This is a genomic window from Mesorhizobium sp. WSM4846 (assembly GCF_055811415.1).
This window is the reverse complement of sequence record NZ_JBVVPZ010000039.1, coordinates 37300-63944: the sequence shown is the minus strand read 5'-3', so window position 1 is coordinate 63944 and position 26645 is coordinate 37300. Positions and strand designations below refer to the sequence as shown.

At 62.9% G+C, this 26645-nt stretch carries 28 protein-coding genes; 14 read left to right on the top strand and 14 right to left on the bottom strand.

Annotated features, from left to right (window positions below):
• Positions 1 to 176: 176 nt before the first annotated feature.
• A complete protein-coding gene (locus AC0L15_RS25920; protein WP_473497540.1) occupies positions 177 to 1097 on the bottom strand; it encodes a PfkB family carbohydrate kinase in 921 nt (306 codons plus the stop codon).
• A 276-nt stretch (positions 1098 to 1373) separates the two neighbouring features.
• Here AC0L15_RS25920 and recA point away from each other — a divergent pair, with 276 nt between their 5' ends.
• Both recA and alaS read left to right on the top strand, forming a co-directional pair.
• On the top strand, positions 1374 to 2471 hold the full coding sequence (gene recA / locus AC0L15_RS25915) for a recombinase RecA (protein ID WP_023798282.1): 1098 nt from the start codon (positions 1374 to 1376) through the stop codon (positions 2469 to 2471).
• A 286-nt stretch (positions 2472 to 2757) separates the two neighbouring features.
• Positions 2758 to 5424 (top strand): alanine--tRNA ligase, encoded by a 2667-nt coding sequence (alaS, locus tag AC0L15_RS25910; RefSeq protein ID WP_473497538.1) that lies wholly within the window; start codon positions 2758 to 2760, stop codon positions 5422 to 5424.
• A 207-nt stretch (positions 5425 to 5631) separates the two neighbouring features.
• Here alaS and AC0L15_RS25905 read toward each other — a convergent pair whose 3' ends face one another.
• Together AC0L15_RS25905 and AC0L15_RS25900 are read right to left on the bottom strand one after the other, a co-directional pair.
• Positions 5632 to 6258 carry a glutathione S-transferase family protein gene (locus AC0L15_RS25905; RefSeq protein ID WP_287061872.1) on the bottom strand — a complete coding sequence of 209 codons (627 nt, stop codon included), beginning with the start codon at positions 6256 to 6258 and terminating at the stop codon, positions 5632 to 5634.
• An 8-nt stretch (positions 6259 to 6266) separates the two neighbouring features.
• Positions 6267 to 7478: an NADP-dependent isocitrate dehydrogenase gene (locus tag AC0L15_RS25900; protein ID WP_287247489.1), complete on the bottom strand. Its 1212-nt coding sequence runs from the start codon at positions 7476 to 7478 to the stop codon at positions 6267 to 6269.
• 217 nt (positions 7479 to 7695) lie between these two features.
• Here AC0L15_RS25900 and AC0L15_RS25895 point away from each other — a divergent pair, with 217 nt between their 5' ends.
• The 8 genes from AC0L15_RS25895 (at position 7696) to AC0L15_RS25860 (ending at position 14373) form a co-directional block, all read left to right on the top strand.
• Positions 7696 to 8544 carry an RNA methyltransferase gene (locus AC0L15_RS25895; protein WP_287247487.1) on the top strand — a complete coding sequence of 283 codons (849 nt, stop codon included), beginning with the start codon at positions 7696 to 7698 and terminating at the stop codon, positions 8542 to 8544.
• A 133-nt stretch (positions 8545 to 8677) separates the two neighbouring features.
• Positions 8678 to 9490 (top strand): glutamate racemase, encoded by an 813-nt coding sequence (gene murI / locus AC0L15_RS25890; RefSeq protein ID WP_287247485.1) that lies wholly within the window; start codon positions 8678 to 8680, stop codon positions 9488 to 9490.
• Between the two features lie 62 nt (positions 9491 to 9552).
• Positions 9553 to 9741: a DUF3008 family protein gene (locus AC0L15_RS25885; protein ID WP_023717374.1), complete on the top strand. Its 189-nt coding sequence runs from the start codon at positions 9553 to 9555 to the stop codon at positions 9739 to 9741.
• 373 nt (positions 9742 to 10114) lie between these two features.
• Positions 10115 to 10732 (top strand): 30S ribosomal protein S4, encoded by a 618-nt coding sequence (gene rpsD / locus AC0L15_RS25880; RefSeq protein WP_023798277.1) that lies wholly within the window; start codon positions 10115 to 10117, stop codon positions 10730 to 10732.
• Positions 10733 to 10868: 136 nt separating this feature from the next.
• Entirely contained in the window at positions 10869 to 11747 is an 879-nt protein-coding gene (gene ttcA / locus AC0L15_RS25875; RefSeq protein ID WP_287247482.1) for a tRNA 2-thiocytidine(32) synthetase TtcA, read from the top strand.
• Positions 11737 to 12564, top strand: coding sequence for an inositol monophosphatase family protein (locus AC0L15_RS25870; RefSeq protein ID WP_473497536.1), 828 nt, complete (start codon positions 11737 to 11739; stop codon positions 12562 to 12564). Before ttcA ends, AC0L15_RS25870 begins: the two co-directional genes overlap by 11 nt.
• Positions 12565 to 12705: 141 nt before the next feature.
• The gene (gene ppaT, locus AC0L15_RS25865) at positions 12706 to 13884 is read left to right on the top strand and encodes a pyridoxamine--pyruvate transaminase (RefSeq protein ID WP_287247479.1); all 1179 of its coding nucleotides are present in this window, start codon (positions 12706 to 12708) and stop codon (positions 13882 to 13884) included.
• A gap of 255 nt (positions 13885 to 14139) precedes the next feature.
• Positions 14140 to 14373 carry a hypothetical protein gene (locus AC0L15_RS25860; RefSeq protein ID WP_473497534.1) on the top strand — a complete coding sequence of 78 codons (234 nt, stop codon included), beginning with the start codon at positions 14140 to 14142 and terminating at the stop codon, positions 14371 to 14373.
• Between the two features lie 13 nt (positions 14374 to 14386).
• Here the strand turns inward: AC0L15_RS25860 and AC0L15_RS25855 are convergent, their stop codons facing one another.
• From AC0L15_RS25855 to AC0L15_RS25835, 5 genes are all read right to left on the bottom strand, one after another.
• Positions 14387 to 15547, bottom strand: coding sequence for a multidrug effflux MFS transporter (locus tag AC0L15_RS25855; RefSeq protein ID WP_287247703.1), 1161 nt, complete (start codon positions 15545 to 15547; stop codon positions 14387 to 14389).
• Positions 15548 to 15741: 194 nt separating this feature from the next.
• On the bottom strand, positions 15742 to 16077 hold the full coding sequence (gene grxD, locus AC0L15_RS25850; protein ID WP_023798253.1) for a Grx4 family monothiol glutaredoxin: 336 nt from the start codon (positions 16075 to 16077) through the stop codon (positions 15742 to 15744).
• A 175-nt stretch (positions 16078 to 16252) separates the two neighbouring features.
• Positions 16253 to 16486, bottom strand: a complete 234-nt coding sequence (locus AC0L15_RS25845) for a BolA/IbaG family iron-sulfur metabolism protein (protein ID WP_023798252.1) — start codon at positions 16484 to 16486, stop codon at positions 16253 to 16255.
• Positions 16487 to 16566: 80 nt separating this feature from the next.
• Positions 16567 to 18807 (bottom strand): phosphoribosylformylglycinamidine synthase subunit PurL, encoded by a 2241-nt coding sequence (gene purL / locus AC0L15_RS25840; protein WP_287247475.1) that lies wholly within the window; start codon positions 18805 to 18807, stop codon positions 16567 to 16569.
• A 143-nt stretch (positions 18808 to 18950) separates the two neighbouring features.
• Positions 18951 to 20363, bottom strand: a complete 1413-nt coding sequence (locus tag AC0L15_RS25835; RefSeq protein WP_287247474.1) for an aminotransferase-like domain-containing protein — start codon at positions 20361 to 20363, stop codon at positions 18951 to 18953.
• Between the two features lie 132 nt (positions 20364 to 20495).
• Here AC0L15_RS25835 and AC0L15_RS25830 point away from each other — a divergent pair, with 132 nt between their 5' ends.
• Entirely contained in the window at positions 20496 to 20702 is a 207-nt protein-coding gene (locus tag AC0L15_RS25830; protein WP_473497532.1) for a DUF1127 domain-containing protein, read from the top strand.
• Positions 20703 to 20846: 144 nt separating this feature from the next.
• Here the strand turns inward: AC0L15_RS25830 and AC0L15_RS25825 are convergent, their stop codons facing one another.
• The 5 genes from AC0L15_RS25825 to purC are packed head-to-tail and all read right to left on the bottom strand — an operon-like array spanning position 20847 to position 23322.
• Entirely contained in the window at positions 20847 to 21257 is a 411-nt protein-coding gene (locus AC0L15_RS25825; protein ID WP_287247472.1) for a hypothetical protein, read from the bottom strand.
• Between the two features lie 47 nt (positions 21258 to 21304).
• Positions 21305 to 21973, bottom strand: coding sequence for a phosphoribosylformylglycinamidine synthase subunit PurQ (gene purQ / locus AC0L15_RS25820; protein ID WP_287247471.1), 669 nt, complete (start codon positions 21971 to 21973; stop codon positions 21305 to 21307).
• Positions 21970 to 22224, bottom strand: a complete 255-nt coding sequence (locus tag AC0L15_RS25815; protein WP_023798247.1) for a hypothetical protein — start codon at positions 22222 to 22224, stop codon at positions 21970 to 21972. Before AC0L15_RS25815 ends, purQ begins: the two co-directional genes overlap by 4 nt.
• Positions 22225 to 22242: 18 nt before the next feature.
• Entirely contained in the window at positions 22243 to 22485 is a 243-nt protein-coding gene (gene purS / locus AC0L15_RS25810) for a phosphoribosylformylglycinamidine synthase subunit PurS (RefSeq protein ID WP_023798246.1), read from the bottom strand.
• A 42-nt stretch (positions 22486 to 22527) separates the two neighbouring features.
• A complete protein-coding gene (gene purC / locus AC0L15_RS25805) occupies positions 22528 to 23322 on the bottom strand; it encodes a phosphoribosylaminoimidazolesuccinocarboxamide synthase (RefSeq protein WP_023798245.1) in 795 nt (264 codons plus the stop codon).
• Between the two features lie 277 nt (positions 23323 to 23599).
• Between purC and AC0L15_RS25800 the strand changes: the two genes are divergently transcribed.
• The gene (locus AC0L15_RS25800) at positions 23600 to 23920 is read left to right on the top strand and encodes a DUF1476 domain-containing protein (RefSeq protein ID WP_027154189.1); all 321 of its coding nucleotides are present in this window, start codon (positions 23600 to 23602) and stop codon (positions 23918 to 23920) included.
• A gap of 207 nt (positions 23921 to 24127) precedes the next feature.
• A complete protein-coding gene (locus AC0L15_RS25795; protein WP_287247470.1) occupies positions 24128 to 24901 on the top strand; it encodes an HpcH/HpaI aldolase family protein in 774 nt (257 codons plus the stop codon).
• 117 nt (positions 24902 to 25018) lie between these two features.
• On the opposite strand, the gene AC0L15_RS25790 is transcribed toward AC0L15_RS25795, so the two are convergent.
• Entirely contained in the window at positions 25019 to 25567 is a 549-nt protein-coding gene (locus AC0L15_RS25790) for an RBBP9/YdeN family alpha/beta hydrolase (RefSeq protein WP_287247701.1), read from the bottom strand.
• Between the two features lie 253 nt (positions 25568 to 25820).
• Between AC0L15_RS25790 and AC0L15_RS25785 the strand changes: the two genes are divergently transcribed.
• Positions 25821 to 26633: a VOC family protein gene (locus tag AC0L15_RS25785; protein WP_287247468.1), complete on the top strand. Its 813-nt coding sequence runs from the start codon at positions 25821 to 25823 to the stop codon at positions 26631 to 26633.
• The last annotated feature ends 12 nt before the right edge of the window (positions 26634 to 26645 follow it).

Genomic DNA, 26645 nt, shown 5'->3' with positions numbered 1-26645 from the left:
CCCCCCCCCCCCCCCCCCCCCCCCCCCCCCCCCCCCCCCCCCCCCCCCCCCCCCCCCCCCCCCCCCCCCCCCGCGCCGGGGGCGGGGGGGGGCGGGCGCCCCCCCCCCCCCCCCCCCCCCCCCCGGGGGAGAAGGTCCCGGCAGGGGGTTGAGGGGCGGCGCCAACATCCAGGATTTCATGCCAGGTCGCGCGCCTCGGGCACGAATGCCAGCGCCTCGGCAAAGATAGCGCTTATGAAGGCGGCGCTCTCGACGGCGAGCATCGCTGCGGCAACGCCTTCGCGCAACGCTGCGCCCAGCGTCAGGCCGCGCAGCAGGGCGGCGACGGTTGCGCCCGCCAGCGCATCGGCGGCGCCGTCCGCGACTTTTTTCGGCGGCAGGATCAAGAAGGCGTCGGCTTCGTCGAAACCGAGCACCGGACCGTCGCCAGCGGTGACGACGCCGCTTTTCAGGCCGGCGCGCCTTAGGCCGTCAACAATACCACGCTCGTCGGCATGGACGTCGGCGCCCGTAAGCACGCCGGCCTCGCGCCGGTCCATGAAGGCCAGCGCCAGACTGCCCAGAACCGGTGCGAGCCGCGCCGCCTTGTCGGGCGAGACGGCGAGGCCGAAGACCAGCTTGCCGGCTGCAAGCGTCACCAGCCGCTCCAGAGCCGCCGACGGCAGGTTTGCGTCGCAAAGGACTGCATCAGCGGTGCTGATTGCCTCGCGCACCTTGGCACGGCGGATCTGCTTGGCAAGCGCCAGGTCGTAGAGCGCCATGTCGGCGAGGCCGGCGATCAGCGCGCCGTCGCCGTCGATCAGCACTGTGTTGCTCGGCGTCGTGCGATCGAGGAACACCACGGAAAGATCGGCAATGCCGGCTGCAGCAATGGCGCGTGAAAGCGTATCGGCCAGAACATCGCCGCCCCGTACCGAAAGCAGCGAGCCGGAGACGCCGCGGCGCACGGCGCAGCGCAGCGCATTGAAGACGGCGCCGCCGACTTCCTCGCGCATCGTGCCGGGGTTCGACGCCGCCGGCACGAAGGCGCCCGAAACCTGGCCGCGCCGCTCGATATAGGCGCCGCCTACTGCCAGGATCGTCGGCGACTTCATCATGCCCAGTGAGATGACCTTTGCTGCTGCCGGGTGGAGACTAGGTTGTCCGGCGGAACCCGGCAACCGGAGGCGCGATTCGGAAGATGCCTAGCAGAATCCTGCGGGTGAAGCCGGGATGCATCCTGGGTGAAAACACGAAACAAAAAAAGAACAAATCCGGATATTGTTGGTTTTTCAATCGGTTGTATCCCCTTGCCACTCGAGAACAAAAAAGGTACAAATTGATAGGGATTACGGATTGTCCGGCCTTCATTGACGACCAAGGGGTGATGTATCATGGCTCAGAATTCTTTGCGGCTTGTAGAGGACAAAACGGTGGACAAATCAAAGGCTCTGGATGCGGCGCTGTCGCAAATCGAGCGTGCCTTCGGCAAGGGCTCGATCATGCGGCTCGGCGCAAACGAGCAGGTCGTCGAGATCGAAACGGTGCCGACCGGTTCGCTTGGCCTCGACATCGCGCTCGGCGTCGGCGGCCTGCCGCGCGGCCGCATCATCGAGATCTACGGGCCGGAAAGCTCGGGCAAGACGACGCTGGCGCTGCACACTGTGGCGGAGGCCCAGAAGAAGGGCGGCATCTGCGCCTTCGTCGATGCCGAGCACGCGCTCGACCCGGTCTATGCCCGCAAGCTCGGCGTCGACCTCGAAAACCTCTTGATCTCGCAGCCCGATACCGGCGAGCAGGCGCTGGAGATCTGCGACACGCTGGTGCGTTCCGGCGCCATCGACGTGCTGGTGGTCGATTCGGTCGCGGCGCTGACGCCGCGCGCCGAAATCGAAGGCGAAATGGGCGATTCGCTGCCCGGCCTGCAGGCCCGCCTGATGAGCCAGGCGCTGCGCAAGCTGACCGCCTCGATCTCGCGCTCCAACACCATGGTCATCTTCATCAACCAGATCCGCATGAAGATCGGCGTCATGTTCGGTTCGCCCGAGACCACGACCGGCGGCAACGCGCTGAAATTCTACGCTTCGGTGCGCCTCGACATTCGCCGCATCGGCTCGGTCAAGGACCGCGACGAGGTCGTCGGCAACCAGACCCGCGTCAAGGTGGTCAAGAACAAGCTGGCGCCGCCCTTCAAGGTGGTCGAGTTCGATATCATGTATGGCGAGGGCGTGTCCAAGACCGGCGAGCTGGTTGACCTCGGCGTCAAGGCTGGCGTGGTCGAAAAGTCGGGCGCCTGGTTCTCCTACAATTCGCAGCGTCTCGGCCAGGGCCGCGAGAATGCAAAACTGTTCCTGCGCGACAATCCCGATACGGCGCGCGAAATCGAATTGGCACTACGGCAGAATGCCGGGCTGATTGCGGAAAAGTTCCTCGAGAATGGTGGTTCCGAAGGCGGAGACGATGGTTTCGAGGACGAAGCCGGCGCCATGTAGGCTTCGGCAGTGGCCGGAGTTTGGCCATGATTCCCGCGCATCAGCTCCAGCCTGTGTAATCGAGTCCTGTATTGTTGCGTTCGAACCGCCGGCCTAACGCCGGCGGTTTGCGTTTCAGCGGTGGCGCCGAGATGACCGGCAAGCCGGCAACGAGATGACCGGCAAGCCCCGCAAATTGGCCCAATTCCGTGTTTCTGGACAGGGTGCAACGCGGCGGCTAAAAGGCCATGTCCATTTGCCGTCGGCCGCGCCGGCGGCTCTCTCTAAAAGCTAAAAGGCAGTATTCATGAGTGGCGTGAACGAGATCCGGTCGACATTCCTCGACTATTTCCGCAAGGAGGGTCACGAGGTCGTCGCGTCGAGCCCGCTGGTGCCGCGCAACGACCCGACACTGATGTTCACCAATGCCGGCATGGTCCAGTTCAAGAACGTTTTCACCGGCCTGGAAAAGCGCCCCTACTCGCGTGCCACGACGGCTCAGAAGAGTGTTCGCGCCGGCGGCAAGCACAACGACCTCGACAATGTCGGCTACACCGCGCGCCACCTGACCTTCTTCGAGATGCTCGGTAATTTCTCGTTCGGCGACTATTTCAAGGAGCGCGCCATCGAGCTTGCCTGGAACCTGATCACCAGGGAGTTCGGGCTGAAGAAGGACAAGCTGCTGGTCACGGTCTATCACACCGACGACGAGGCTGCCGGCTACTGGAAGAAGATCGCCGGCTTTTCCGACGATCGTATCATCCGCATTCCGACCTCGGACAATTTCTGGGCGATGGGCGACACCGGACCTTGCGGTCCGTGCTCGGAGATCTTCATCGACCGTGGCGAGCACATCTGGGGCGGCCCTCCCGGCAGCCCCGAGGAGGATGGCGACCGTTTCCTCGAATTCTGGAACCTGGTGTTCATGCAGTATGAACAGGTGACGAAGGACGAGCGCATCGACCTGCCGCGCCCGTCGATCGACACTGGCATGGGCCTGGAGCGCATGGCCTCGATTCTGCAAGGGGTCGAGAGCGTCTTCGAGACCGACCTGTTCCGTCACCTGATCGAGGTGGCGTCATCCGCGCTCGGCCGCGGTCCGGATGCCGACACCGTCGGATCGTTCCGCGTCATCGCCGACCATTTGCGTTCGTCCTGCTTTCTGGTGGCCGACGGCGTGCTGCCGTCCAATGAAGGCCGCGGCTACGTGCTGCGTCGCATCATGCGCCGCGCCATGCGCCATGCGCAGCTTTTGGGCGCCGGTGATCCGCTGATGTGGCGGCTGGTGCCGGCGCTGGTGCGCGAGATGGGCCAGGCCTATCCGGAACTTGTGCGCGGCGAACAGATGATCACCGAGACGCTGAAGCTCGAAGAAACCCGTTTCCGCAAGACGCTGGTGCGCGGCTTGGGTCTGCTTTCGGAGGCGACGGAAAAGCTGGGTGCCGGCGACATGCTGGATGGCGAGACCGCCTTCAAGCTCTACGACACCTATGGCTTTCCGCTCGATCTGACGCAGGACGCGCTGCGTCAGCGCAACATCTCGGTCGATCTTGCCGGCTTCACCAATGCGATGGAGCAGCAGAAGGCCGAGGCGCGCAAGAGCTGGGCTGGTTCCGGCGAGGCGGCGACCGAAACAGTGTGGTTCCCGGTGCGCGAGAAGCATGGCGCCACCGAGTTCCTCGGCTACGAGACCGAGCAGGCGGAAGGCCTCATCCAGGCGCTGGTCAGGGACGGCAAGATCGTCGACAGCGCCGCCAACGGCGACGCGGTTGCCGTGGTCGTCAACCAGACCCCGTTCTATGGCGAATCCGGCGGCCAGGTGGGCGATACCGGCGTCATTTCAGGCGAAGGGTTCTTGATCGAGATCTCCGATACGCAGAAGAAGGCCGACGGGCTTTTCGTGCATCTCGGCAAGGTGACCGATGGCACGGTCGACACGGGCGCGAGCGTCGAGCTGAAGGTCGACCATGCACGCCGCTCCAGGCTGCGCGCGAACCATTCCGCGACGCATCTGATCCACGAAGCGCTGCGCGAGGTGCTCGGCACCCATGTCGCGCAGAAGGGCTCACTGGTCGCGCCCGAGCGTCTGCGCTTCGACATTTCGCACAACAAGCCGATCTCGCCTGACGAGATCGAAGAGGTCGAGCGGATGGCGAACGAGATCGTCGTCCAGAACAGTCCGGTCACCACGCGGCTGATGTCGGTTGACGATGCCATTGCCGAAGGCGCCATGGCGCTGTTCGGCGAAAAGTATGGCGATGAAGTGCGCGTCGTTTCGATGGGCACGGGCTTGCATGGCGCCAGGACCAACCGGCCCTATTCGGTCGAGCTATGCGGCGGCACGCATGTCAGGGCGACCGGCGATATCGGTCTGGTGCGCATCGTGTCGGACAGCGCCGTCGCCGCCGGCGTGCGCCGCATCGAGGCGTTGACCGGCGAGGCGGCCAGAAAGCATCTCGACGAGCAGGACAAGCGGCTGAAGGCGGCCGCGGCCGCGCTGAAGATTTCGCCGGCCGATGTCCCGGCGCGCGTCGAGGCGCTGCTCGATGAGCGCAAGAAGCTCGAGAAAGAACTGACCGAAGCGCGCAAGAAGCTGGCGCTGGGCGACAGCTCGCCAGCCGGCGTGCCTGCCGAGAACGAGACCATTGCCGGTGTCGGCTTCCTCGGCAAGGCGGTGTCAGGTGTCGCGCCGAAGGATCTGAAGCCGTTGGCCGATGCCGGCAAGAAGTCCCTCGGCTCCGGCGTTGTCGTCTTCGTCGGCGCCAGCGAGGACAACAAGGCCAGCGTCGTGGTCGGCGTCACCGACGACCTGACCGGCCGCTTCAGCGCTGTCGATCTGGTGCGTGTGGCGTCCGCGGCATTGGGCGGGCAGGGCGGCGGCGGTCGGCCTGACATGGCCCAGGCCGGCGGCCCGGACGCCTCGAGGGCCGAAGACGCGATCGCTGCGGTGAAGGCGGCCCTGGAGGCGGCTTGATCGGTCGCCGGGGGTCTGGGAGGCAAGGCACCCCCCTCTGTCCTGCCGGACATCTCCCTCAAGGGGGGAGATCGGATGCACGATTGTTTTCGCCAATTTTCGACGTTTGAGAAAAGGCAGGGCAATGAAGCTGCCAATCTCCCCCCTTGAGGGGGAGATGTCCGGCAGGACAGAGGGGGGTGCTGTCCCTCGGCCTTTCGGACTTTGTCACCCGGCCTTTTCGGTCTTCGCAAAACTCTCCCGTCCGGCGATGCGAGCCCACCAGGCCTGGATATCGGCGAACTCGGCCAGCAGGTTTTGTCCGTCGGCCACCTTGACGAAATAGCCGATGATGGGTGCTGCATGCAGGTCGGCCAGCGTCAGTTGCGCTCCCAACAGCCATGGCCCCTCGGCTTTCAGCGATGAGAGCGCCTTAAGCACCGTCGCCGCCTGCCGAAGCCCATTGCCGATCAAAGCCTCGTCAGGCATCGTTTTCTCCAGCCGCTCGACGGCGACATCCCAGACCATGGCCCTATAGGCATAGGCATCCAGCATCGCGATGATCTGGTTCATACGCGCGCGAGACCGGGCTTCGACCGGTTGCAATGCCAGGCCGTCGAACGCTTCATCGACATAGCGGGCGATCGCGCTGGTCTCGTGGAGGCGGAACCCGTCATGCTCGAAGGCCGGGATGCGGCCGAACGGCTGATGGTCGAGATACCAGCCCGGAATGCCGTCCGCCGCAAAGATGTCGACCGGCACAAGTTCGTAGCCGATGCCTTTTTCCTCGAGTGCGAGGCGGACGATGCGCACATAGACGCTGTAGTCCGCCCCGTAGACGACGGGCCTGCTCACAACGCTGCTCAGGCCATCGCCTTCTGCAGGTTCTCGTCGATCTTGTCGAGGAAGCCGGTGGTCGAAAGCCATGGCTGGTCGGGACCGATCAGCAGCGACAGATCCTTGGTCATGAAGCCGGCTTCGACGGTCTGGATGCAGACTTTTTCCAGCGTCTCGGCAAAACGCATCAGCTCGGCATTGTCGTCGAGTTTGGCGCGGTGCGCCAGGCCGCGCGTCCAGGCGAAGATCGAGGCGATCGAATTGGTCGAGGTTTCCTCGCCCTTCTGGTGCTGCCGATAATGACGGGTGACGGTGCCGTGCGCGGCCTCTGCCTCCACCGTCTTGCCGTCCGGCGTCATCAGCACCGAGGTCATCAGGCCGAGCGACCCAAAACCTTGCGCCACGGTGTCCGACTGAACGTCGCCATCATAGTTCTTGCAGGCCCAGATATAGCCCCCCGACCATTTCAGGCTGGAGGCAACCATGTCGTCGATCAGCCGGTGCTCGTACCAGAGCTTCTTGGCTTTGAACTCGGCTTCGAACTCTGCCTCGTAGACTTCCTGGAAAATGTCCTTGAAGCGGCCGTCATAGGCCTTGAGGATGGTGTTCTTGGTCGAGAGGTAGACCGGGTAGTTGCGCAGCAGGCCGTAATTGAGCGAGGCGCGGGCGAATTCGCGGATCGAGTCGTCGAGATTGTACATGGCCATGGCGACGCCGGCGGCCGGCGCATCGAACACGTCATGCTCGATCACCTTGCCGTCCTCGCCGACGAACTTGATCGTCAGCTTGCCCTTGCCGGGGAAGCGGAAGTCGGTGGCGCGGTACTGGTCGCCGAAGGCATGACGGCCGACGATGATCGGCTTGGTCCAGCCGGGCACCAGCCGCGGCACGTTCTTCATGATGATCGGCTCGCGAAAGATGGTGCCGCCGAGGATGTTGCGGATGGTGCCGTTCGGCGACTTCCACATCTTCTTCAGCCCGAATTCCTCGACACGCTGCTCGTCGGGGGTGATCGTCGCGCATTTCACGCCGACGCCATGCTTCTTGATGGCATTGGCCGAATCGATGGTCACCTGGTCGTTGGTGGCGTCGCGGTGCTCAACGCTGAGGTCGTAATATTCAAGATTGAGGTCGAGATAGGGGTGGATCAGCTTGTCCTTGATGAACTGCCAGATGATGCGGGTCATCTCGTCGCCGTCGAGTTCGACGACCGGGTTCGCCACCTTGATCTTCGCCATGGAAAGAATGCCTCATTGTTGGGGATCGGAACGGCCTTGCCCGCATGGCTTTGGCCGGGGATGCGGCCCGTATATCAAAGCATTTTTGGCCGCGCAAACGGCGATCCGCCCCAGCGGGCTCGCCCCTGGCATCGGGCGTTGCCTGCCAAAGCTTCATTTTCGCGGCCGGATATGGCAGGGGACGCTGAAATGCCGCAAACAGCAGTTCATTGAGACAATGCAAGCCAGCAATGACATCCTTCCTGCCACCGGCCCGGCGATCATCCTGGTCGAGCCGCAGCTCGGCGAGAATATCGGCATGGTCGCGCGCGCCATGACGAATTTCGGTCTGTCCGAACTGCGCCTCGTTAATCCGCGCGACGGCTGGCCGAGCGAAAAGGCGCGCGCTGCCGCGAGCCGCGCCGACCACGTCATCGATGCCGCTGGAGTATATGACGATCTGGCCTCGGCGGTCGCCGACCTGAACTTCGTCTTCGCCACCACGGCGCGCGCGCGCGATAATTTCAAACCGGTGCGCGGACCGGTCGAGGCGGGCAGGGCGCTGAGAGCGCGGCAGCGATCCGGACAGCGCACCGGCATCCTGTTCGGCCGCGAGCGGTTCGGGCTCTATAATGACGAGGTCGGCCTCGCCGACGAGATCGTCACCTTCCCGGTCGATCCCGCCTTCTCCTCGCTCAACATCGCCCAGGCCGCCCTGCTGATGTCCTATGAGTGGATGAAATCGGGCCTGGAAGATGAGACCAAAACCAATTTTTCCAGTCCCGACATGATGCCGGCGTCCAAGGAACAGTTGCACGGCCTGTTCGCCTATCTGGAAGGCGCGCTCGAAGCGCGCGGCTATTTCCGCCCGGCGGCGAAGAAGCCGAAAATGGTCGACAATCTGCGCGCGGTGCTGACGCGCGCCGGCTTCGCCGAGCCGGAGCTCAAGGTGCTGCGCGGCATAATATCATCGCTGGACAGGTTTTCGCCGGCCATGCCGCGCGGCGACGGATCGCCGGGCGATGATCCAAGGCGGCTTCCGGCAGCGGCCCGCGCCGCCAAGGCGACAGACAAGGACCAGGCCTAAGAGACAGGGGCTTTAGCCGTAACCGAATGTTATTTGCTGTGGTCCATCATCCCAAAATGATGGATCAGGAATTTGTATCATCTTCCCGCCGCGGGCCCGCAGCCTTCTCCGCCTTCTCCTGTAGACGATGACAATGACCGATCCTTCAAGCGCCCGCCCGATCCTGATGTTCGATTCCGGCATCGGCGGCCTGACGGTGCTGCGCGAAGCGCGGGTGCTGATGCCCGACCGCCGCTTCGTCTATGTCGCCGACGACGCGGCTTTCCCTTACGGGGCTTGGGAGGAAGCGGCACTGAGGGCACATGTGCTGGAGCTGTTCGGCAAGCTGCTCGACCGTTTTTCGCCGGCCATTTCGGTCATCGCCTGCAATACCGCCTCGACGCTGGTCATCGATGCATTGCGCGAAAGATTTCCCGGTCATCCTTTCGTCGGCACGGTGCCGGCGATCAAGCCGGCGGCGGAACGCACGCGCTCCGGAATGGTTTCGGTGCTGGCGACGCCCGGCACCGTCAAGCGCCAGTATACGCGCGACCTGATCGGCAAATGGGCGCAAAAATGCCATGTCCGCCTGGTTGGCAGCGACAGTCTGGCGGGATTGGCCGAGGTCTATATGCGCGATGGCTTTGTCGATGAAGACGCGGTGCGCGCCGAGATCGCGCCATGCTTCGTCGAACATGACGAACTGCGGACCGACATCGTCGTGCTTGCCTGCACCCACTATCCCTTTCTGGCCAATCGCATGCGCAAGACGGCACCCTGGCCGGTCGACTGGCTCGATCCCGCCGAGGCGATCGCCCGGCGGGCGCTCTCGCTGCTCGCGGGCGCCGAGGCCAACCACCGCGGCGAGGCGTTGCCGGAAGGCGCCGACCTTGCTGTCTTCACCTCGAAGCGGGTCGATTTCCCGACCCGCCGCCTGATGCAGGGGTTTGGGCTGGCGATTTCCTGATATCTGGGAACATCACCACGACCGCTGCGTTTTTCCCTCATCGCAAGACGGGAGAAACGATCATGCCAGCCACTTCAAAAGCCCAGCAGAAAGCCGCCGGCGCGGCATTGTCCGCCAAGCGTGGCGAGACCAAGAAGAGCGAACTCAAAGGCGCTTCGAAGGGAATGTACAAGTCGATGAGCGAAAAGCAGCTCGAGGAGTTCGCCGAGACCAAGCGCAAGGGCCTGCCCGAGAAGAAGTCGAAACACTAGCCGCTCGTCCGCACCCGAGGTCGGGACCGGTCCCATGGTTGGATAGCTGCGGTGCAGCACGCGCGCGCGGGGTACCGCGCCGTATCGGCTGCCATCACCGACGCCAGCCGCGAGCTTGACACCAGTTAAATCTCCGTCTAATCAGCCCACCAGCACCGGGCCGCAATGTCCGGTGGTTTCTTTATGTGCGCAAGACATTTGGGAAGCCGCTCTATTTTTCCCAGAATCTTGTCTAGAATGACGTGTCCCGTGGGTTTTCCGCCGCGTTGCGTGGGAAAACCCTGTCAGGTCTCGAAAACGGAGGCCAGAGGAGGGCGCGTTTCCTTCACCCGGACCATGAGGTTCCGGGTGTGTCTTTTTGAAAGGGAATGCGATGAGCAAGCGCGAATCCGCGAAATACAAGATCGACCGCCGTCTCGGCGAAAACATCTGGGGCCGCCCGAAGTCCCCGGTCAACAAGCGCGAATACGGTCCCGGCCAGCACGGCCAGCGCCGCAAGGGCAAGCTTTCCGATTTCGGCCTGCAGCTGCGTGCCAAGCAGAAGCTGAAGGGTCACTACGGCGACGTGTCGGAAAAGCAGTTCCGCAAGGTCTATGAAGAGGCGAACCGCCGCAAGGGCGACACCTCGGAGAACCTGATCGGCCTGCTCGAGTCGCGTCTCGACGCGGTCGTCTACCGCGCCAAGTTCGTGCCGACCATTTTTGCCGCTCGCCAATTCGTCAATCACGGCCACATCAATGTCAACGGCAAGCGCGTCAACATCGGCTCGTACCGCTGCAAGCCGGGCGATGTCATCGAAGTGCGCGAAAAGTCGAAGCAACTGGTGATCGTCCTGGAATCGGTAGGCCTGGCTGAGCGCGACGTGCCTGATTACATCGAGGTCGATCATAACAAGATGACGGCGTCCTTCGGGCGCATCCCCGGGCTGTCGGATGTTCCCTTCGCCGTGCAGATGGAACCGAACCTGGTCGTCGAATTCTATTCGCGCTGATCGTTTTTTTCATCTGCGACATCATCGAAGGCCGCCCTCGAGGCGGCCTTTTCTTTGGGGTTCCGAAAATCGATTTCGATTTTCGGGCCGATGCGCTACTCCGGGCAGCAACAAGGATTTTTGGGGCCGCCGCGCCATGAACATGCTGCCAGAAACAATCGAACCGATCGCCGATGCCGCAGGCGGCTTTCATCCGCTGTTTGCCGATGTGCCGTCCTCCGTCGAATTCAACAAGCTGCGCAAGCGGCTGCTGCGCCTCGCCCGTCAGGCGATCGATGATTTTTCGATGGTCAGGCCCGGCGATCGCTGGCTGGTCGCGTTGTCCGGCGGCAAGGATTCCTACGGCCTGCTTGCGTTGCTGCTCGACCTCAAATGGCGCGGGCTGCTGCCGGTCGACCTGCTGGCCTGCAATCTCGACCAGGGCCAGCCGAACTTTCCAAAGCACATTCTGCCCGATTATCTCAACAGATACGCCATTCCGCACCGCATCGAATATCAGGACACCTATTCGGTGGTGACCGACAAGCTTCCCCAGGGCAGCACCTATTGTTCGCTGTGCTCGCGGCTCAGGCGCGGCCATCTCTACCGCATCGCGCGGGAGGAGGGCTGCTCGGCTTTGGTGCTTGGCCACCACCGCGAAGACATTCTCGAAACCTTTTTCATGAACCTGTTGCATGGCGGGCGCCTCGCCGCCATGCCGCCAAAACTGCTCAACGACGACGGCGACGTCATGGTGCTGCGGCCGCTTGCCTATTGCGCCGAGGCCGATCTCGAAAAATTCGCCGGCGCCATGAGATTCCCGATCATCCCGTGCGATCTGTGCGGCAGCCAGGACGGCTTGCAGCGCAATGCGATGAAGGCGATGCTCGGCGACCTGGAAAAGCGCATGCCCGGCCGCAAGGACACGATGATCCACGCCATGACCAATGTGCGGCCCTCGCATCTGCTCGACAGGAAGCTGTTCGATTTCGCCGCCCTCAACGAAACCCTTACACGGCAAGACGATGACATTTGACGATACCGCGATCGACTGGCTCGCCAAGCTTCTGTCCGACGCCGCCATTGCCGAGATCATGCCGCGCTTTCGCCGGCTGGATGAGGGCGACGTCCGCCAGAAGACCTCGGCAGCCGACCTGGTGACAGAGGCCGATGTGAGTGCCGAGCGGCTCATCACCGTCAGGCTGCGTGAGCGCTACCCGCAGGCGATGATCGTCGGCGAAGAAGCCTGCTCCGACGACCCGGCGCTGCTCCAGGGCCTCGGCGAAGCCGATCTCGCCTTCGTCATCGATCCGGTCGACGGCACGTTCAATTTCGCCTCAGGCGTGCCGCTGTTCGGCGTCATGCTCGGCGTCGTGGTGAAGGGCGAGACCATCGCCGGCATCATTCACGATCCGATCGGCAAGGACTGGCTGATCGGCGCCAGGGGTGCTGGCAGCCACATACGGCATGCGCATGGCACTTTGGAAAAGGTGCATGTCGCCGAGCCTGCGCCGATCTCGCAAATGACCGGCGCGGTTTCCTGGCAATACATGCCCGAGCCGGAACGGTCACGGCTGGCGCGCAACCAGACGAAAAGCTTGTCGCAATTCGGCTATCGCTGCGCGGCACACGAATACCGCCTGCTGGCGAGCGGCCACGCCCACTTCGTCGTCTACAACAAGCTGATGCCGTGGGATCATCTGGCCGGTGTGCTGATCCATGCCGAGGCAGGTGGTTATGCGGCGCGTTTCGACGGCAGCGCCTATCGGCCTTCGCATGTCGGCGGTGGCCTTCTTGTCGCACCGGACGAAGCAAGCTGGCGCGAACTGCGCCGGGAACTCTGGGCGGAATAGGCTGTTGGGGATCGGCCCGGATGAAGCTCGCCGAGGATTATGGGGCCGAGCTGATGTATTCGCACGACATGGAAAACTTCAAGACCGATCGGACCGGCACGCAATTCTACGGCTGACCGCCGCCAACGCGGAGAAAAGACCATGCGCTATCTCGAACACGCCGAACCGGTCATCACACTTACTGCCGGGCCGGTGAACGCCTATCCCGACGTGCTGCGCGGCCTCGGCCGCACCGTGCTCTACGATTACGACCCGGCGTTCCAGCTCTTATACGAGCGTGTGGTTGACAAGGCGCAGAAGGCGATGCGGCTGTCCAACAAGCCGGTCATTCTGCATGGCGAGCCGGTTCTTGGCCTGGAGGCCGCGGCAGCCTCCCTGATCACGCCCGACGACGTCGTGCTCAACCTTGCCTCGGGAGTCTACGGCAAGGGGTTTGGTTATTGGGCGAAGCGCTATTCGCCGCATCTGCTCGAAATCGAGGTGCCCTATAACGAGGCGATCGACCCGCAGGCGGCTGCGGCAATGCTGGAAGCGCATCCGGAAATCAGCATCGTTTCCGTCTGCCATCACGACACGCCGTCGGGCACCATCAACCCGATCGATGCCATCGGCGCGCTGGTTTCGGGGCATGGCGCCTATCTGATCGTCGACGCCGTTTCGTCCTTCGGCGGCATGAAAACGCATCCGGAGGACTGCAAGGCCGACATTTATGTCACCGGCCCGAACAAATGCCTCGGCGCGCCTCCGGGGCTGACGATGATTGGCGTCAGCGAGCGGGCCTGGGCGAAAATGAAGGCCAATCCACTGGCGCCGCGCGCGTCGATGCTCAGCATCGTCGATTGGGAGCATGCGTGGTCGAGGGACAAGCCGTTTCCGTTCACGCCGTCTGTCGCGGAAGTGAACGGGCTCGACGTCGCGCTCGACCTCTACCTCAACGAGGGACCGGCGGCGGTGTGGGCGCGCCACGCGCTCACCGCCAAGGCCATGCGCGCCGGCGTCGCCGCGCTGGGTCTGTCGATCTGGGCGGCCAGCGACATCATCGCATCGCCGACCATGACTGCCGTCCGGACGCCCGAAGGCATCGACGAGGAGGCGCTTCGCCAGGCTGCGCGCGCCCGTTACGGCGTGGTGTTTTCGTCTGGCCGCGGCGAGACATTGGGCAAGTTGACGCGCATCGGCCATATGGGCCCGACCGCCCAGCCGATCTATGCGATCGCGGCGCTGACGGCACTTGGCGGCGCGATGAATGCTTTGGGCGAAAAGCTCGCCGTAGGCAAAGGCATCGATGCGGCGCTCGCCGTTATCGACGCCGACGTCTGAAAGGATCCATCCGCAGCGCTGATACTCGATGGAAGCTTTCGTCGAAAATTTCGATTACATTTATCCGCGCGAAACCGGAGACCCGAGATGAAACCTCGGTCCGCAATTGTCGCCCTTACCCTTGCCCTGGTTGCCGGGCCTAACGCGGCAACATCGCAGGAGCGCGGCTGTCGCAGTCCCGAACCCGTCGACACCATAAACGAGATGTTCTCCGCGATCGTCGCCTGTTGGGAGCCGCCGCCCGGAACCGCGGGCATGACCCTGACGCTGCAGTTCTCAATTCGCCGAAACGGCACACTTATCGGCAAGCCTCGCGCCACCTACTCCCGTCTGGGGGATGATGGCAGCCTCAACCGGGCTTTCGTCGCCTCCGTCCTCGAGGCGCTCGACAAGGCTCTGCCACTGCCGGTTTCGGACAGGATGGGTGGAGCGATCGCAGGGCGTTTGCTGTTCCCTCGCTTCACCGCAGCGAGCGGGGGTGAATCCTGAAACGCGTCCGGCCTTAAACCGGCGGGTTCTGCGGCTGGAAGAATTTGCCGCGCTCGGCGATCAGCACCATCACCAATGCGCCAAGCGAAACGCTGCAGAATCCGGCGGCCAAGGGTGTCACGGTGCCGTCGAAGGCTTGGCCGATCAGCGTGCCGAGCACGCCGCCGAGGAAGGTCTGCATGAAGCCCAGAATGGACGACGCTGTCCCGGCCAATTGGCCGAGCGGCTCCATGGCGAGTGCGTTGAAATTCGCGCCGAGTGCGCCGAACGGGACCATCGTGCAGGCAAAGAAGGTGATGAAAAGCCAGAGCGGCATCTTCATTTGGAGGGAAACGACCAGCCAGGCGAGGCTGATGGCCAGAAACAAGAGCAGCGCGCTTTGCGACAGGCGGCGCATCCCGATGCGGCCGACAAGGCGCGAATTCAGATAGCTCGAAAAGGAGAGCACGCCGGCGATCCCTGCGAAAATCACCGGGAACATCGCGCCGACGCCGAAGACGCCGACATAGATCTGCTGCGCCGAGTTGATGAAGCCGAACATCGCGCCGAAGGCAAAAGTGCTGGCGAAGGCATAGCATAGCGCGATGCGATTGGTCAGAACGATGCGGAAACCGCCGAGGACGGATAATGCCGTCAGCGGCCGGCGATATTCGGGATGCAGCGTTTCGGGCAGGCGCAGCAGCGCCCACACCGACACGATCAGCGCCCCGGCCGCCATTGTGATGAAGATCCAGTGCCAGGAGGCAAACAGCATGATGAACTGGCCGATGGCTGGCGCCACCACCGGAATGGCCATGAACACCATGAAGATCAGCGACATCACCTCAGCCATGCGCCGGCCTTCGAACGTGTCGCGCACGATCGAGACGGCGATGACGCGTGTGGCCGCGGCGCCGATGCCTTGCACCACCCGGCATAGGATAAGCGTGGCGAATGTCGGGGCGATCGCCGCCGCACTCGCCGCTGCGACGTAGATAACCAGTCCGACGACGAGCGGAGCGCGGCGTCCGAAGCGGTCCGAGATCGGCCCGAAGAAAAGCTGTCCGCCGCCAAAGCCGAGAATGTACGCGGCAATCACATATTGACGATGGTTTTCATTTTCCACGCCTAGCGAGGCGCCGATCTGCTGCAGCGCCGGCAGCATGATGTCGATGGCCAGCGAGTTGAGCGCCATCAACGCCGCGCACAGCGCGATGAATTCCCAGCGCGGAATAGGCAAGGTGCTTGCCTGTTGCTGCGCTTCTGCATGCTGATCCACGGCAAAGTCCGATCTTCAAACGAAAAAGCGCCGGCGCACCGGCGCATTCATTCGTCTTGTGCCCCGATACCGGGGAGATAATCAGCTTGGCGAAGTGCCCTAAATGTTCGTCAGGCGGCGCCTTTGACGCTGACGCCCTTTTCGACGAGGAACGTCTGCAGTTCGCCAGCCTGGAACATCTCGCGGACGATATCGCAACCGCCGACGAACTCACCCTTGACGTAGAGCTGAGGGATTGTCGGCCAGTTGGAGTATTCCTTGATACCTTGCCGCAGCTCGGCCGAGGTCAGCACGTCGACGCCCTTGTAGTCGGCCCCGATATAGTCGAGGATCTGCACGACCTGACCGGAAAATCCGCATTGCGGAAAACCGGGCGTGCCCTTCATGAAGAGAACGACGTCGTTGGCCTTCACTTCGCTGTCGATGTAGTCGTTGATACCGCTCATAGAAAATCCTTTCATGCCCGCGGGAGTCGGGCTCGAAACATTCCCTTTCAAATAAACCCATAGGTTGCCTGAAACAAGACGTTTGCCGCCCTCGTCACGCAAATGGCGCAAAGGATGGCCTGGGCCAAGAGCATCGGACGGCTATTTTCCCAAGCCAGCAAAGCCCAAAAAAAGCTTACTCCGGCACGCTGGTCTGCAGAGCGAGCGCGTGCAGCACGCCGCCCATATTTCCCTTCAGCGCGTCGTAAACCATCTGATGCTGCTGGACGCGGCTTTTTCCGCGAAAGCTTTCGGCCACCACTTCGGCCGCATAATGGTCGCCGTCGCCGGCCAGGTCGCGAATCGTCACCTTGGCGTCCGGAATGCCTTCCTTGATCAGCCGTTCGATGTCGTGCGCGTCCATTGCCATGCGAGGATTCCTTGTTCAGATCTCATAGATATGATCGAAATGGCGGATGAACCACACCGAAACGGGCCCGCTCGATCAAATCATGGGTCCACGACCTCATTTGCCATGAAGCGAGGAAACCAGGATTCGTGGGCAGCGGTCAATTCGCCGACAGCGATCGCCTGTGCCTCGCCAAGTTTCAACTCACGGCCGCCGGTCGAGCCGATCCACGGTGCGAAGATGCCGAGCTTGCTCTGCTGTTCGCGAATGGCGTCCCATTCCTTGCTTTGCGGATCGATCGACAGCGTCAAGAGGTAGCGGCCCTGATCCTCGCCGAACCAGACCGGGATCGGGTCGGTCCCGACCAGGCCGGGGACGGTCGCGCCGATACCGGACGCCATCGCCATCTCGGCCAGCGCGACGGCAATGCCGCCATCGGAAACGTCATGCGCTGATGTGACGACGCCGGAGGCGATCAGGGTGCGTACATGGTCGCCGACGCGCTTTTCGTGGTCGAGGTCGACCGGCGGCGGCGGGCCGTCGGTGCGGCCATGGATGTCGCGCATATAGGCCGACTGGGCGAGATGCGTTCCCCACATCGATGGCGCGCCGACCAGCAGGATCATCTGGCCCTCGGCGGCAAAGCCGATCCGCGCCATCTGGGACCAGTCGGCGATCAGTCCGACGCCGCCGATGGTCGGCGTCGGCAAGATGCCTTGTCCGTTGGTTTCGTTGTAGAGCGAGACATTGCCGGAGACGATCGGAAAGCCGAGCGCGCGACAGGCGTCGCCGATGCCTTTCACGGCGCCGACCAACTGGCCCATGATCTCGGGTCGTTCCGGATTACCGAAATTGAGGTTGTCGGTGGCGGCGAGCGGCAGGGCGCCGGTGGCGGTAAGGTTGCGCCAGCATTCCGCCACCGCCTGCTTGCCGCCCTCGTAAGGGTCGGCCTCGCAATAGCGCGGCGTGACATCGGAGGAGAAGGCGAGCGCCTTGGTCGGATGGCCCTCGACGCGCACCACGCCGGCATCGCCGCCCGGAAGCTGCAGCGAATTGCCCTGAATCAACGTGTCGTATTGTTCCCATACCCAGCGGCGCGACGACAGGTCGGGTCCGCCGAGCAGTTTCAGCAGCGCCTCGGCGACATCCGCTTGTGGTGCATCGCCGGCCGCCAGCGGCGCCGGCTTCTTCGGCTCGGTCCAGGGACGGTCATATTCCGGCGCCTGGTCGCCAAGGTCCTTGATCGGCAGATTGGCGACCTCGTCGCCCTGGTGCAGCACGCGAAAGCGCAGATCGTCGGTTGTCTTGCCAACGATGGCGAAGTCGAGGCCCCATTTGTGGAAGATCGCCTCGGCTTGCTTTTCCTTTTCGGGGCGCAGCACCATCAGCATGCGCTCCTGGCTCTCCGACAGCATCATCTCATAGGCGCTCATGCGCTCCTCGCGCACCGGCACCTTGTCGAGGTCGAGCTCGATGCCGAGGTCGCCCTTGGCGCCCATCTCGACAGCCGAGCAGGTGAGGCCGGCAGCACCCATGTCCTGGATGGCAATGACGGCACCGGACGCCATCAGTTCGAGGCAGGCTTCGAGCAGGCATTTTTCGGTGAACGGGTCGCCGACCTGGACGGTGGGCCGCTTCTCGTCGATCCGGTCGTCGAATTCGGCCGAGGCCATGGTGGCGCCGCCGACACCGTCGCGGCCGGTCTTGGCGCCGAGATAGACGACCGGCAGGCCGACGCCCTTGGCTTCCGACAGGAAGATCGCATCGGTCTTGGCCAGCCCCGCCGCAAACGCGTTGACCAGGATGTTGCCATTGTAGCGCGCGTCGAAATTGACCTCACCGCCGACCGTCGGCACGCCGAAGGAATTGCCGTAGCCGCCAACACCGGCAACGACGCCGGCGACCAGGTGCCTGGTCTTGGGATGGTCCGGCGCACCGAAGCGCAGCGCGTTCATCGCCGCGATCGGCCGCGCGCCCATAGTAAAGACATCGCGCAGTATGCCGCCGACGCCGGTTGCCGCGCCCTGATAGGGCTCGATGAAGGAGGGGTGGTTATGGCTCTCCATCTTGAAGACGACGCAGTCGCCGTCGCCGATATCGACCACGCCGGCATTCTCGCCCGGCCCCTGGATGACCTGCGGCCCGGTGGTCGGCAGCGTGCGCAGCCACTTTTTCGAGGATTTGTAGGAGCAGTGCTCGTTCCACATCGCCGAAAAGATGCCGAGCTCGGTAAAGCTCGGCTCGCGCCCGACCAGATCGAGGATGCGCTGATATTCGTCGGGCTTCAGCCCGTGCGCGGCAATGAGTTCCGGAGTGATCGGCACGGAATTGGAAATGGTCATGGGCGGCAATTTATGTCCTTGGGATCGAGTCCCGTCTTATCGCAAGCTTTGCAGCCGATACACCCATCAAGCGACGAAAAACGATGGAAAGGGTGCAGCAAGTAGCGAAAGATCGCCACTCGGCCCGCCGGTTTCAAGCCGGTTCAGGAGAAACTGTCGTAGCCGGCGCGGCCCTCGTCCAGCAGCCGCCGGATCACGCCGACGCCGCCGGCGATGTCCTCTCGTCGCTCCGGCTGTGAAACGCCAAACCGCACGCCGTGAAAAACCTGCTCGGAACGCCCGGCCTTGAACTCGTCCTCGTCGTCGATGAGCACGCCATGTTCGAGACAGGCGTTCTTGAAGGTGCCGGAAAGCCATGGATCGGGCAGGGTGAGCCAGACGAAGGGCACATTGTCTAGTGCGTTGAAGTCGAACCCGGCTAGTGTCTCGCGCACGCTCGCCACGCGCGCGTTGATCTCGACGATGCTGCGCTTGCGCATCTCGCTGGCCTGGCCGGACAGAACCAGTCGGCTACACACTTCCGCCAGCAGGAAGGGGAGGCCACCCGTCAGCATTTTGTGAGCGACCCGGATCCGGTGGCGATAGGCCGGCGGACAAGCGAGCCAGCCGCCGCGAACGCCGGCCGCAACCGATTTCGACAGGCCGCCGGCAACGATGGTCCGTTCGGGGGCATATTCGGCCAGGAGCGGCGTCGGGTCGTCGGTCAGATCGCCATAGAGATCGTCCTCGATCAGGATGACATTGTATTCGCGCGCGACGCGCGCGATGGCCTCGCGGCGCGTCGCCGACAGCGTCACCAGTGTGGGGTTCTGGGCCGTCGGCATCAGGAACATCATTTTCGGGTGTTTTTGCGCGCAGACGCGCTCGAAATCCTCCGGATCGAGCCCTTCCGCGTCCGACGTGACCAGCGCGGTGCGGCGGCCGATCAGGCCGGCGCTGCGTGAAATCTGCGAATAGGTGAGGTGCTCGAAGACGATATAGTCACCGGGCGTGGTCAGCGCGGCAATCGCCGCCATAACCGCGGCATGGGTGCCGAGCGTCGGAACGATGCCATCGGGGCTTGGGCGAAACGAATTTCGCGACAGCCAGCTGCAGCCGGCCTCGGACCAGCGGTCGGGAAAATCCCGCGTATAGCTTGAAATCTCGTACGGATGCTCCTGCGCCGTGCGCGAAAGCACATCGGCGACAATGGCGCCCTGGCCGGTATCAGGCGCAGCCGTGCTGTCGAAGCGCAGTTTGCCGCGAGGCGCATCGATATAGCGCGTGCCTTCCACGTGCGGGTCGGGCGCCAGCAGATCGGTCTTGGTGTCATGCCGGCCAAGCACATAGGTTCCGCGTCCGACTTCGCCGCTCACCAGGCCCCGCTCGCGCAACAATTGGTAGGCCCTGCCGACCGTGCCGACGGTCGTGCCGATGTCGTATGCAAGATCGCGCTGCGGCGGCAGTTTTGCCCCGGCGGCGATCACGCCACGGTCGATGTCCGTTTCGATGGAATCTGCAAGCCGCTGATAGAGCGGCCCGGAGCCGGTGGAAAGGTCGGGAAGCCAATTTGTCATGGTGACAATTTTCTATATTGCACCGTTTTGACAGTCAATACATATGTGATCGCGCAACAAATAGGTACAATCTCGAATTTTGGTAGTAAGAAAATGGCTGCAATCGATACAATCCGTTACATGAGAGCTGGATTGCCCGGAGCCCGCCCGTCAGGCCGGCAAGGCTATGTCCGTCGCCTGGTGCGAATGGTCAACTCACTCGCAAACCGGATCGGCAACTTGCTGGATCGCCGGCGCAGCCGGCTGGTCTTGCTGGAGATGACCGATGACCAGCTTAGGGATATCGGCATCTCGCGTGCGGACGCCCATCGTGAGGGTCTGAGGCCGTTCTGGGACTGAGAATACGCGCCGAAATAGAAGACCAGCGAGCCGAAAAAACTGCGGCCGGCTGCTATCGACGCTGGAACGGTGATGAAGATTTGCAGGACAAGTGCGGCCAGGCCGATGACCAGACCGGCGACCTGCAGGCAGCGGCTCACTGCCCTATGCAGCCGCACCGCAGGCCGGATTGCCAGCCTGCCAGCGGGCAATGTCCGAGCCGATGCGTGCGCCGAGCGGTTCGGCCATCAGCGGACCGTACACGTCGACCCGGCGTGAATTGCCCTGTGCCTGCACCACCAGCAACGGCTTTCCGCCATAATGCTTGACCGGGACCAGCAGGAAGCGCGGCGTGCCGGTGAACGAATTCAGCTCGTTGGCCATCTGATAGGGCTTGAAGGCGGGATCCTTGCTGGCGATCCAGCATTTGTGGGCGGCGATCGCCACTTGTTCCATGGCAAGCAGCGCCGCACTCTTGCCCGAAGGCGCCGGCGCGTTCTTCGGCTTCGACTGGCAGGAGGCGAGCACAAGGCCGGCTGCGGCGACGAGAGCGAGGCAGGCAATCGTCGGTCTCATGGTCAAGCGCCTATGTCGAGTTCGGGAAGGGGACGAACGCTGAAGAATCAAGCGGCGATGCCAAGCGCACTTTCGAACAGCGCCCGGCCGTCGCTGCCGCCATGCGCCGCTTCGATCAGGTTCTCGGGATGCGGCATCAGGCCGAGCACATTGCCCTGGCCGTTGATGATGCCGGCAATGTCGTTGATCGAACCGTTGGGATTGGTGTCTTCGGCATAGCGGAACACGACCTGGCCTTCGCCTTCCAGCCTGCGCAGCGTCTCGGCGTCGGCAAAATAATTGCCGTCATGATGCGCCACCGGCGAGCGGATGATCTGGCCCGGCTGGTAGCGGCGGGTGAACATTGTGTTGGCGTTGGCGATCTGCAGCTTGACCTGTCGGCAGACGAATTTCAGCGACGTGTTGCGCATCAAGGCGCCTGGCAAAAGGCCGGCCTCGACCAGGATCTGGAAGCCGTTGCAGACGCCAATGACCATCACGCCCTTGGCCGCCTTTTCGGCGACCGCCCGCATCACCGGCATGCGCGCCGCAATGGCGCCGCAGCGCAGATAATCGCCGAAGGAGAAGCCACCGGGAATGGCGATCAGGTCGACGTCGGGGATTTCGGTATTGGTCTGCCAGACCGTCACCGGCGGCGTTCCCGAAATCTTGGTCAGCGCCGCGATCATGTCGCGGTCACGGTTGAGGCCCGGCAGAAGAACGACGGCTGATTTCATTTCGGTTCGTAAGGCCCCTGGGCTTCGGCAAGTCCACGCAATTCGAGACGGCGCTCTATACGTTCGAGACGATCGTCTTGACGGCCAAGAATGCCGTAGATGTTATGGATGTCGCTTTGCGTTGCGACCATGTGACCCCGAATTGCGTTCAACTCCCGCTTCACTTCGGAAACATCTGGTCGAAGTTCAGCAACTTCGTGGTGCACACGCTTCAGGAGCTCGTACATCAACTCGTTCGTGGCTTCAGTCATATACCCTCCGGCACAACCTCAGGTAATGGCCACACTATAGTTCTCAATCACCGTATTCGCCAGAAGCTTGTCGCACATGGCTTTGAGATCGGCCTCGGCCTTGGCCTTGTCGCTCTCGGCAAGCTCGACGTCGAAAACCTTGCCCTGCCGCACCTGGCCGACGCCGTCAAAGCCCATCCCGGACAATGCGTGTTCGATCGCCTTGCCTTGCGGGTCGAGCACGCCGTTCTTGAGAGTGACGGTAATGCGGGCCTTGATCACGCTGGACATGCTCCTGTTCGACGTGTTGAGCGGCAAGAAATCTCAGTGCGGCTTGCCTTTGAGGCCATCGGTCGAGGCGACGAGCACCGGCCCGGCGGGACGCGGCGGCTCGTTCTCGTTCATGATGCCGAGGCGGCGGGCGACTTCCTGATAGGCTTCGACCAGACCGCCCATGTCGCGGCGGAAACGATCCTTGTCGAGCTTGTCCTGGGTCGCCACGTCCCACAGACGGCACGAGTCCGGCGAGATCTCGTCGGCAACGACGATGCGCATCATGTCGCCTTCGAACAGCCGGCCGCATTCGATCTTGAAGTCGACAAGCTGGATGCCGACTCCCATGAACAAGCCGGAGAGGAAATCGTTGACGCGGATGGCCAGCGCCATGACGTCGTCGATCTCCTGCGGGCTTGCCCAGCCGAAAGCAGTGATGTGCTCTTCAGACACCATTGGGTCGTCGAGCGCATCGGCCTTGTAATAGAATTCGATGATCGAGCGCGGCAGCACGGTGCCTTCCTCGATGCCGAGACGCTTGGCCAGCGAGCCGGCGGCGACATTGCGCACGACCACCTCGAGCGGGATGATCTCGACTTCCTTGATCAGCTGCTCGCGCATGTTGAGCCGCCGGATGAAATGGGTCGGAATGCCCATCCGGTTGAGATGGTTGAAGATGTGCTCGGAAATGCGGTTGTTGAGCACGCCCTTGCCATCGACGATTTCGTGCTTCTTCTTGTTGAAAGCGGTCGCGTCGTCCTTGAAGAACTGGATCAGTGTTCCCGGCTCAGGACCCTCATAGAGGATCTTGGCCTTGCCTTCATAAATGCGGCGGCGATTTTTCATCTGATCTTTTCTCTGGATTTCCGGGCAGGCGGCAAGCGACCAGTTCCTGTCCGTACGCCTAAATTAGTGCGGCAACGGTAGGGGTTCAATGCCGGTGTCTATCCCAATCGCAGTGTTTGCTCAATCGGCAAATCCTTTCAATCACCGCTTTCCGGAATGAAATGCCGCAGCGCAGCAAGTGATGTAGCATATTGACCGGCCCGCGGCCTTTTGGTTTGTGCTGGGCAGTACACATATTTCGACTGCCAACCAAATCGGATTTGACCGGAGGGATGCCATGAGCAGCATGAAAGATCGCGAGGAGGGCTTCGAGCGCAAGTTCGTAATCGACGAGGAACTCCGGTTCAAGGCTGCGGCGCGCCGCAACAAGGCGCTCGGCCTGTGGGCCGCCGAAAAGCTCGGCAAGGCCGGGGCCGACGCCGAAGCCTATGCCAGCCAGGTCGTCCTCGCCGATATCGAGGAAGCCGGCGACCACGACGTTTTCCGCAAGATCCGCAAGGATTTCGACGAAGCTGGAGTCGCCCAGTCGGATCATCAGATTCGCCGCACCATGGACGATCTGATGGCGCAGGCAATCGAGCAGATCAAGAACACCTGACCCTTGCTCTGAGCCAATCGACACGCTGGACCAATCGACCGCCTCGCCCCTCCGGGCGGTTTTTCTTTGCCTTTGCAGCGGTTTCCGGCTGAACTGCATTAGAGCGACGTGCATCCATTCGGAAAGTACGAGGTACGCTCAACTTTGACTCCTCGCATCGGGCTTGCCGATTTTGGGCCGATGCGAGGTCGAATAAGGAAGGCGCCCATGTCCCTCAAGTCACGCCTTGCGGCCGATGAAACCTTGTGCACCGCATGGTCTGGCGTGCCTGATGCCCTGACGGTCGAGATTCTTGCCAGACAGGGGTTCGATGCCGTCACGCTCGACATGCAGCATGGCGGACATCATGAGGACAGCGTGCTGCGCGGCCTTGGGCCGGTGCTGGCCGCCAACAAACCGGCGCTGGTGCGCATTCCGGTTGGCCGCTTCGACATGGCCAGCCGCGCGCTCGATTTCGGCGCCGAGGCGGTGATTGCGCCGATGGTGAATTCGGTGGCGGATGCCAGGCTGTTCGCTGCCGCCATGAAGTATCCGCCGCTCGGCGAGCGCTCCTGGGGCCCGACCTATGCCTTTCCGCGTCATGGCAAGGGCGACTATGCCGACTGGCTGCGCGACAGCAACGCGCGCACCATGGCCTTCGCCATGGTCGAAACGCGCGCCGCGCTCGATGCACTCGACGGCATCCTCGACACGCCGGGTATCGACGGCATCTTCCTCGGGCCATCGGATTTTTCGATTGCCTGGTCGAACGGCGCCGCCGTCAACTCGACGCTCGAAAGCATGATGGAAACAGTCGCCTCGATCGCCGAGCGGACGCGCAAGGCCGGCAAGCATGCCGCGATCTACGTTATCGAGCCGACCATCGCCGGCCGCGTCGTGTCGATGGGCTATCGGCTGCTGGCGATGGGCTCCGAGCACGCGCTGATCGGGCTGGGGGCAAAGACCCTGCTGAAGAGCGTGAGGGACTCGATCGGATCCTGAAGGGTCGAATCGAAGGGATGCAGCGCGCTTGAAATCTTTGTTTTATGCATGTCGTTGTCCCAAAACCGCTTCGCACCCTCGGGTCAGGCCCGAGGGCATGCTTTTGGGCGACATGCACTAAAGGTCGGTCAGGAATTTCGCAAAAGTCATCGAGCCTTCCGGCCACGGGCCGAAGCCGGCATCGGCGTTGAGATGTCCGGCCTCGCCGGCGTCGATGAACAGCGAGCCCCAGGCGCCGGCAATGTCCTCGGCCACCTCGAAGGTGCAGAACGGGTCGTTGCGGCTGGCGATCACCACCGAGGGAAATGCCAGCGGCTCGCGCGGATAAGGGCCGAAGGTCATCAGGTGCCTGGGTTTTATCTCTGGGTTGGCGACGTCGGGCGGCGCCACGAAGAAGGCTCCGGCGACCGGACGCTGGAACTGTGGCATTGCCTGGATCACGGCGGCGACGCCGAGCGAATGAGCGACGACAACGACCGGTCGCTCGGCCTCGTTGACCGCCTTCGCCACGCTCGCCGTCCAGTCTTCGCGCACTGGCTTCGACCATTCCGCCTGCTCGACGCGCCGCGCCGTCGACAATTTCGATTGCCAGCGGCTCTGCCAATGGTCGGGGCCGGAATTGGTGTAGCCCGGCACGATAAGAATGTCTGCATCCCTGACTTTCATGGCGCGCATGTAGCGAGGGACACGGTTTCGTGCAACCGTGATGATGATCGGTGCGATACTCACAAATAGTGAACACCATGTTCGCTTCTTGCCGTCTTGTGTGAACGATCGCGATCGACGATCTGTCATCGGGAAAAGAAACAGCCGTGTAATGAGAACCAGGATTTGGAACTGACACGACGTACGATGGTAGGTGGCGCCGGGCTCCTGGCTTTGGGGATCTCGTCGAAGGCCGCCCAAACGGGAGACTTTGATGAGTGAATTGCCTTTTGCCGCCACGACCCCGGTCAGCGTTGCCCGCGTCGGGCTGCGCGCGCGGAACGCTGAAAGCCTGGCCGCTTACTATCGCGATGTCGTCGGGCTGCGGGAACTGAGCCGCACCGGCGGCACGATCACGCTGGGCGCCGCCAATCGTCCCTTGCTCGACATCGAAGCGGATGCAGCGGCGAAGCCCGACGATCCGCGCAGCGCCGGCCTGTTTCACACTGCCTTCCTGCTGCCCAGCCGGGCCGACCTCGGGCGCTGGATCAACCACGCCATCGCCAACAATATCGGCATCGACGGCGCTTCCGACCATCTGGTCAGCGAGGCGCTCTACCTGACCGATCCCGAAGGCAACGGCATCGAGATCTATTCCGACCGCCGCCATGAGGACTGGAAGTGGAATGGTGACAAGATAGCGATGGCGACCGAACGGCTCAACATTTCGTCGGTCGTCGCCGACGTGCCCGCCGGCAATGCGGCCTGGCAGGGCATGCCGGACAACAGCATCGTCGGCCATGTCCATCTGCGCGTCGGACGGCCGGAAGACGCCGAGGCCTGGTGGCACCAGGAATTCGGCTTCGATACCATGGCGAAATATGGTGGCGCGGCGGTGTTCCTGTCATCAGGCGGCTACCATCACCACATCGGCGCCAATTCGTGGCAGAGCGCCGGCGCCGGCCGTCGCGATCCTTCCCAGTCCGGCCTCGCCTGGGTTGAAATGTGTTCGAACAATGTGACTGATGAAACGACCCGCGAGGACCCATGGGGAACGGTGATCAGGGCCGTTCCCGGCAAGGCTTGATTATTCGAACCT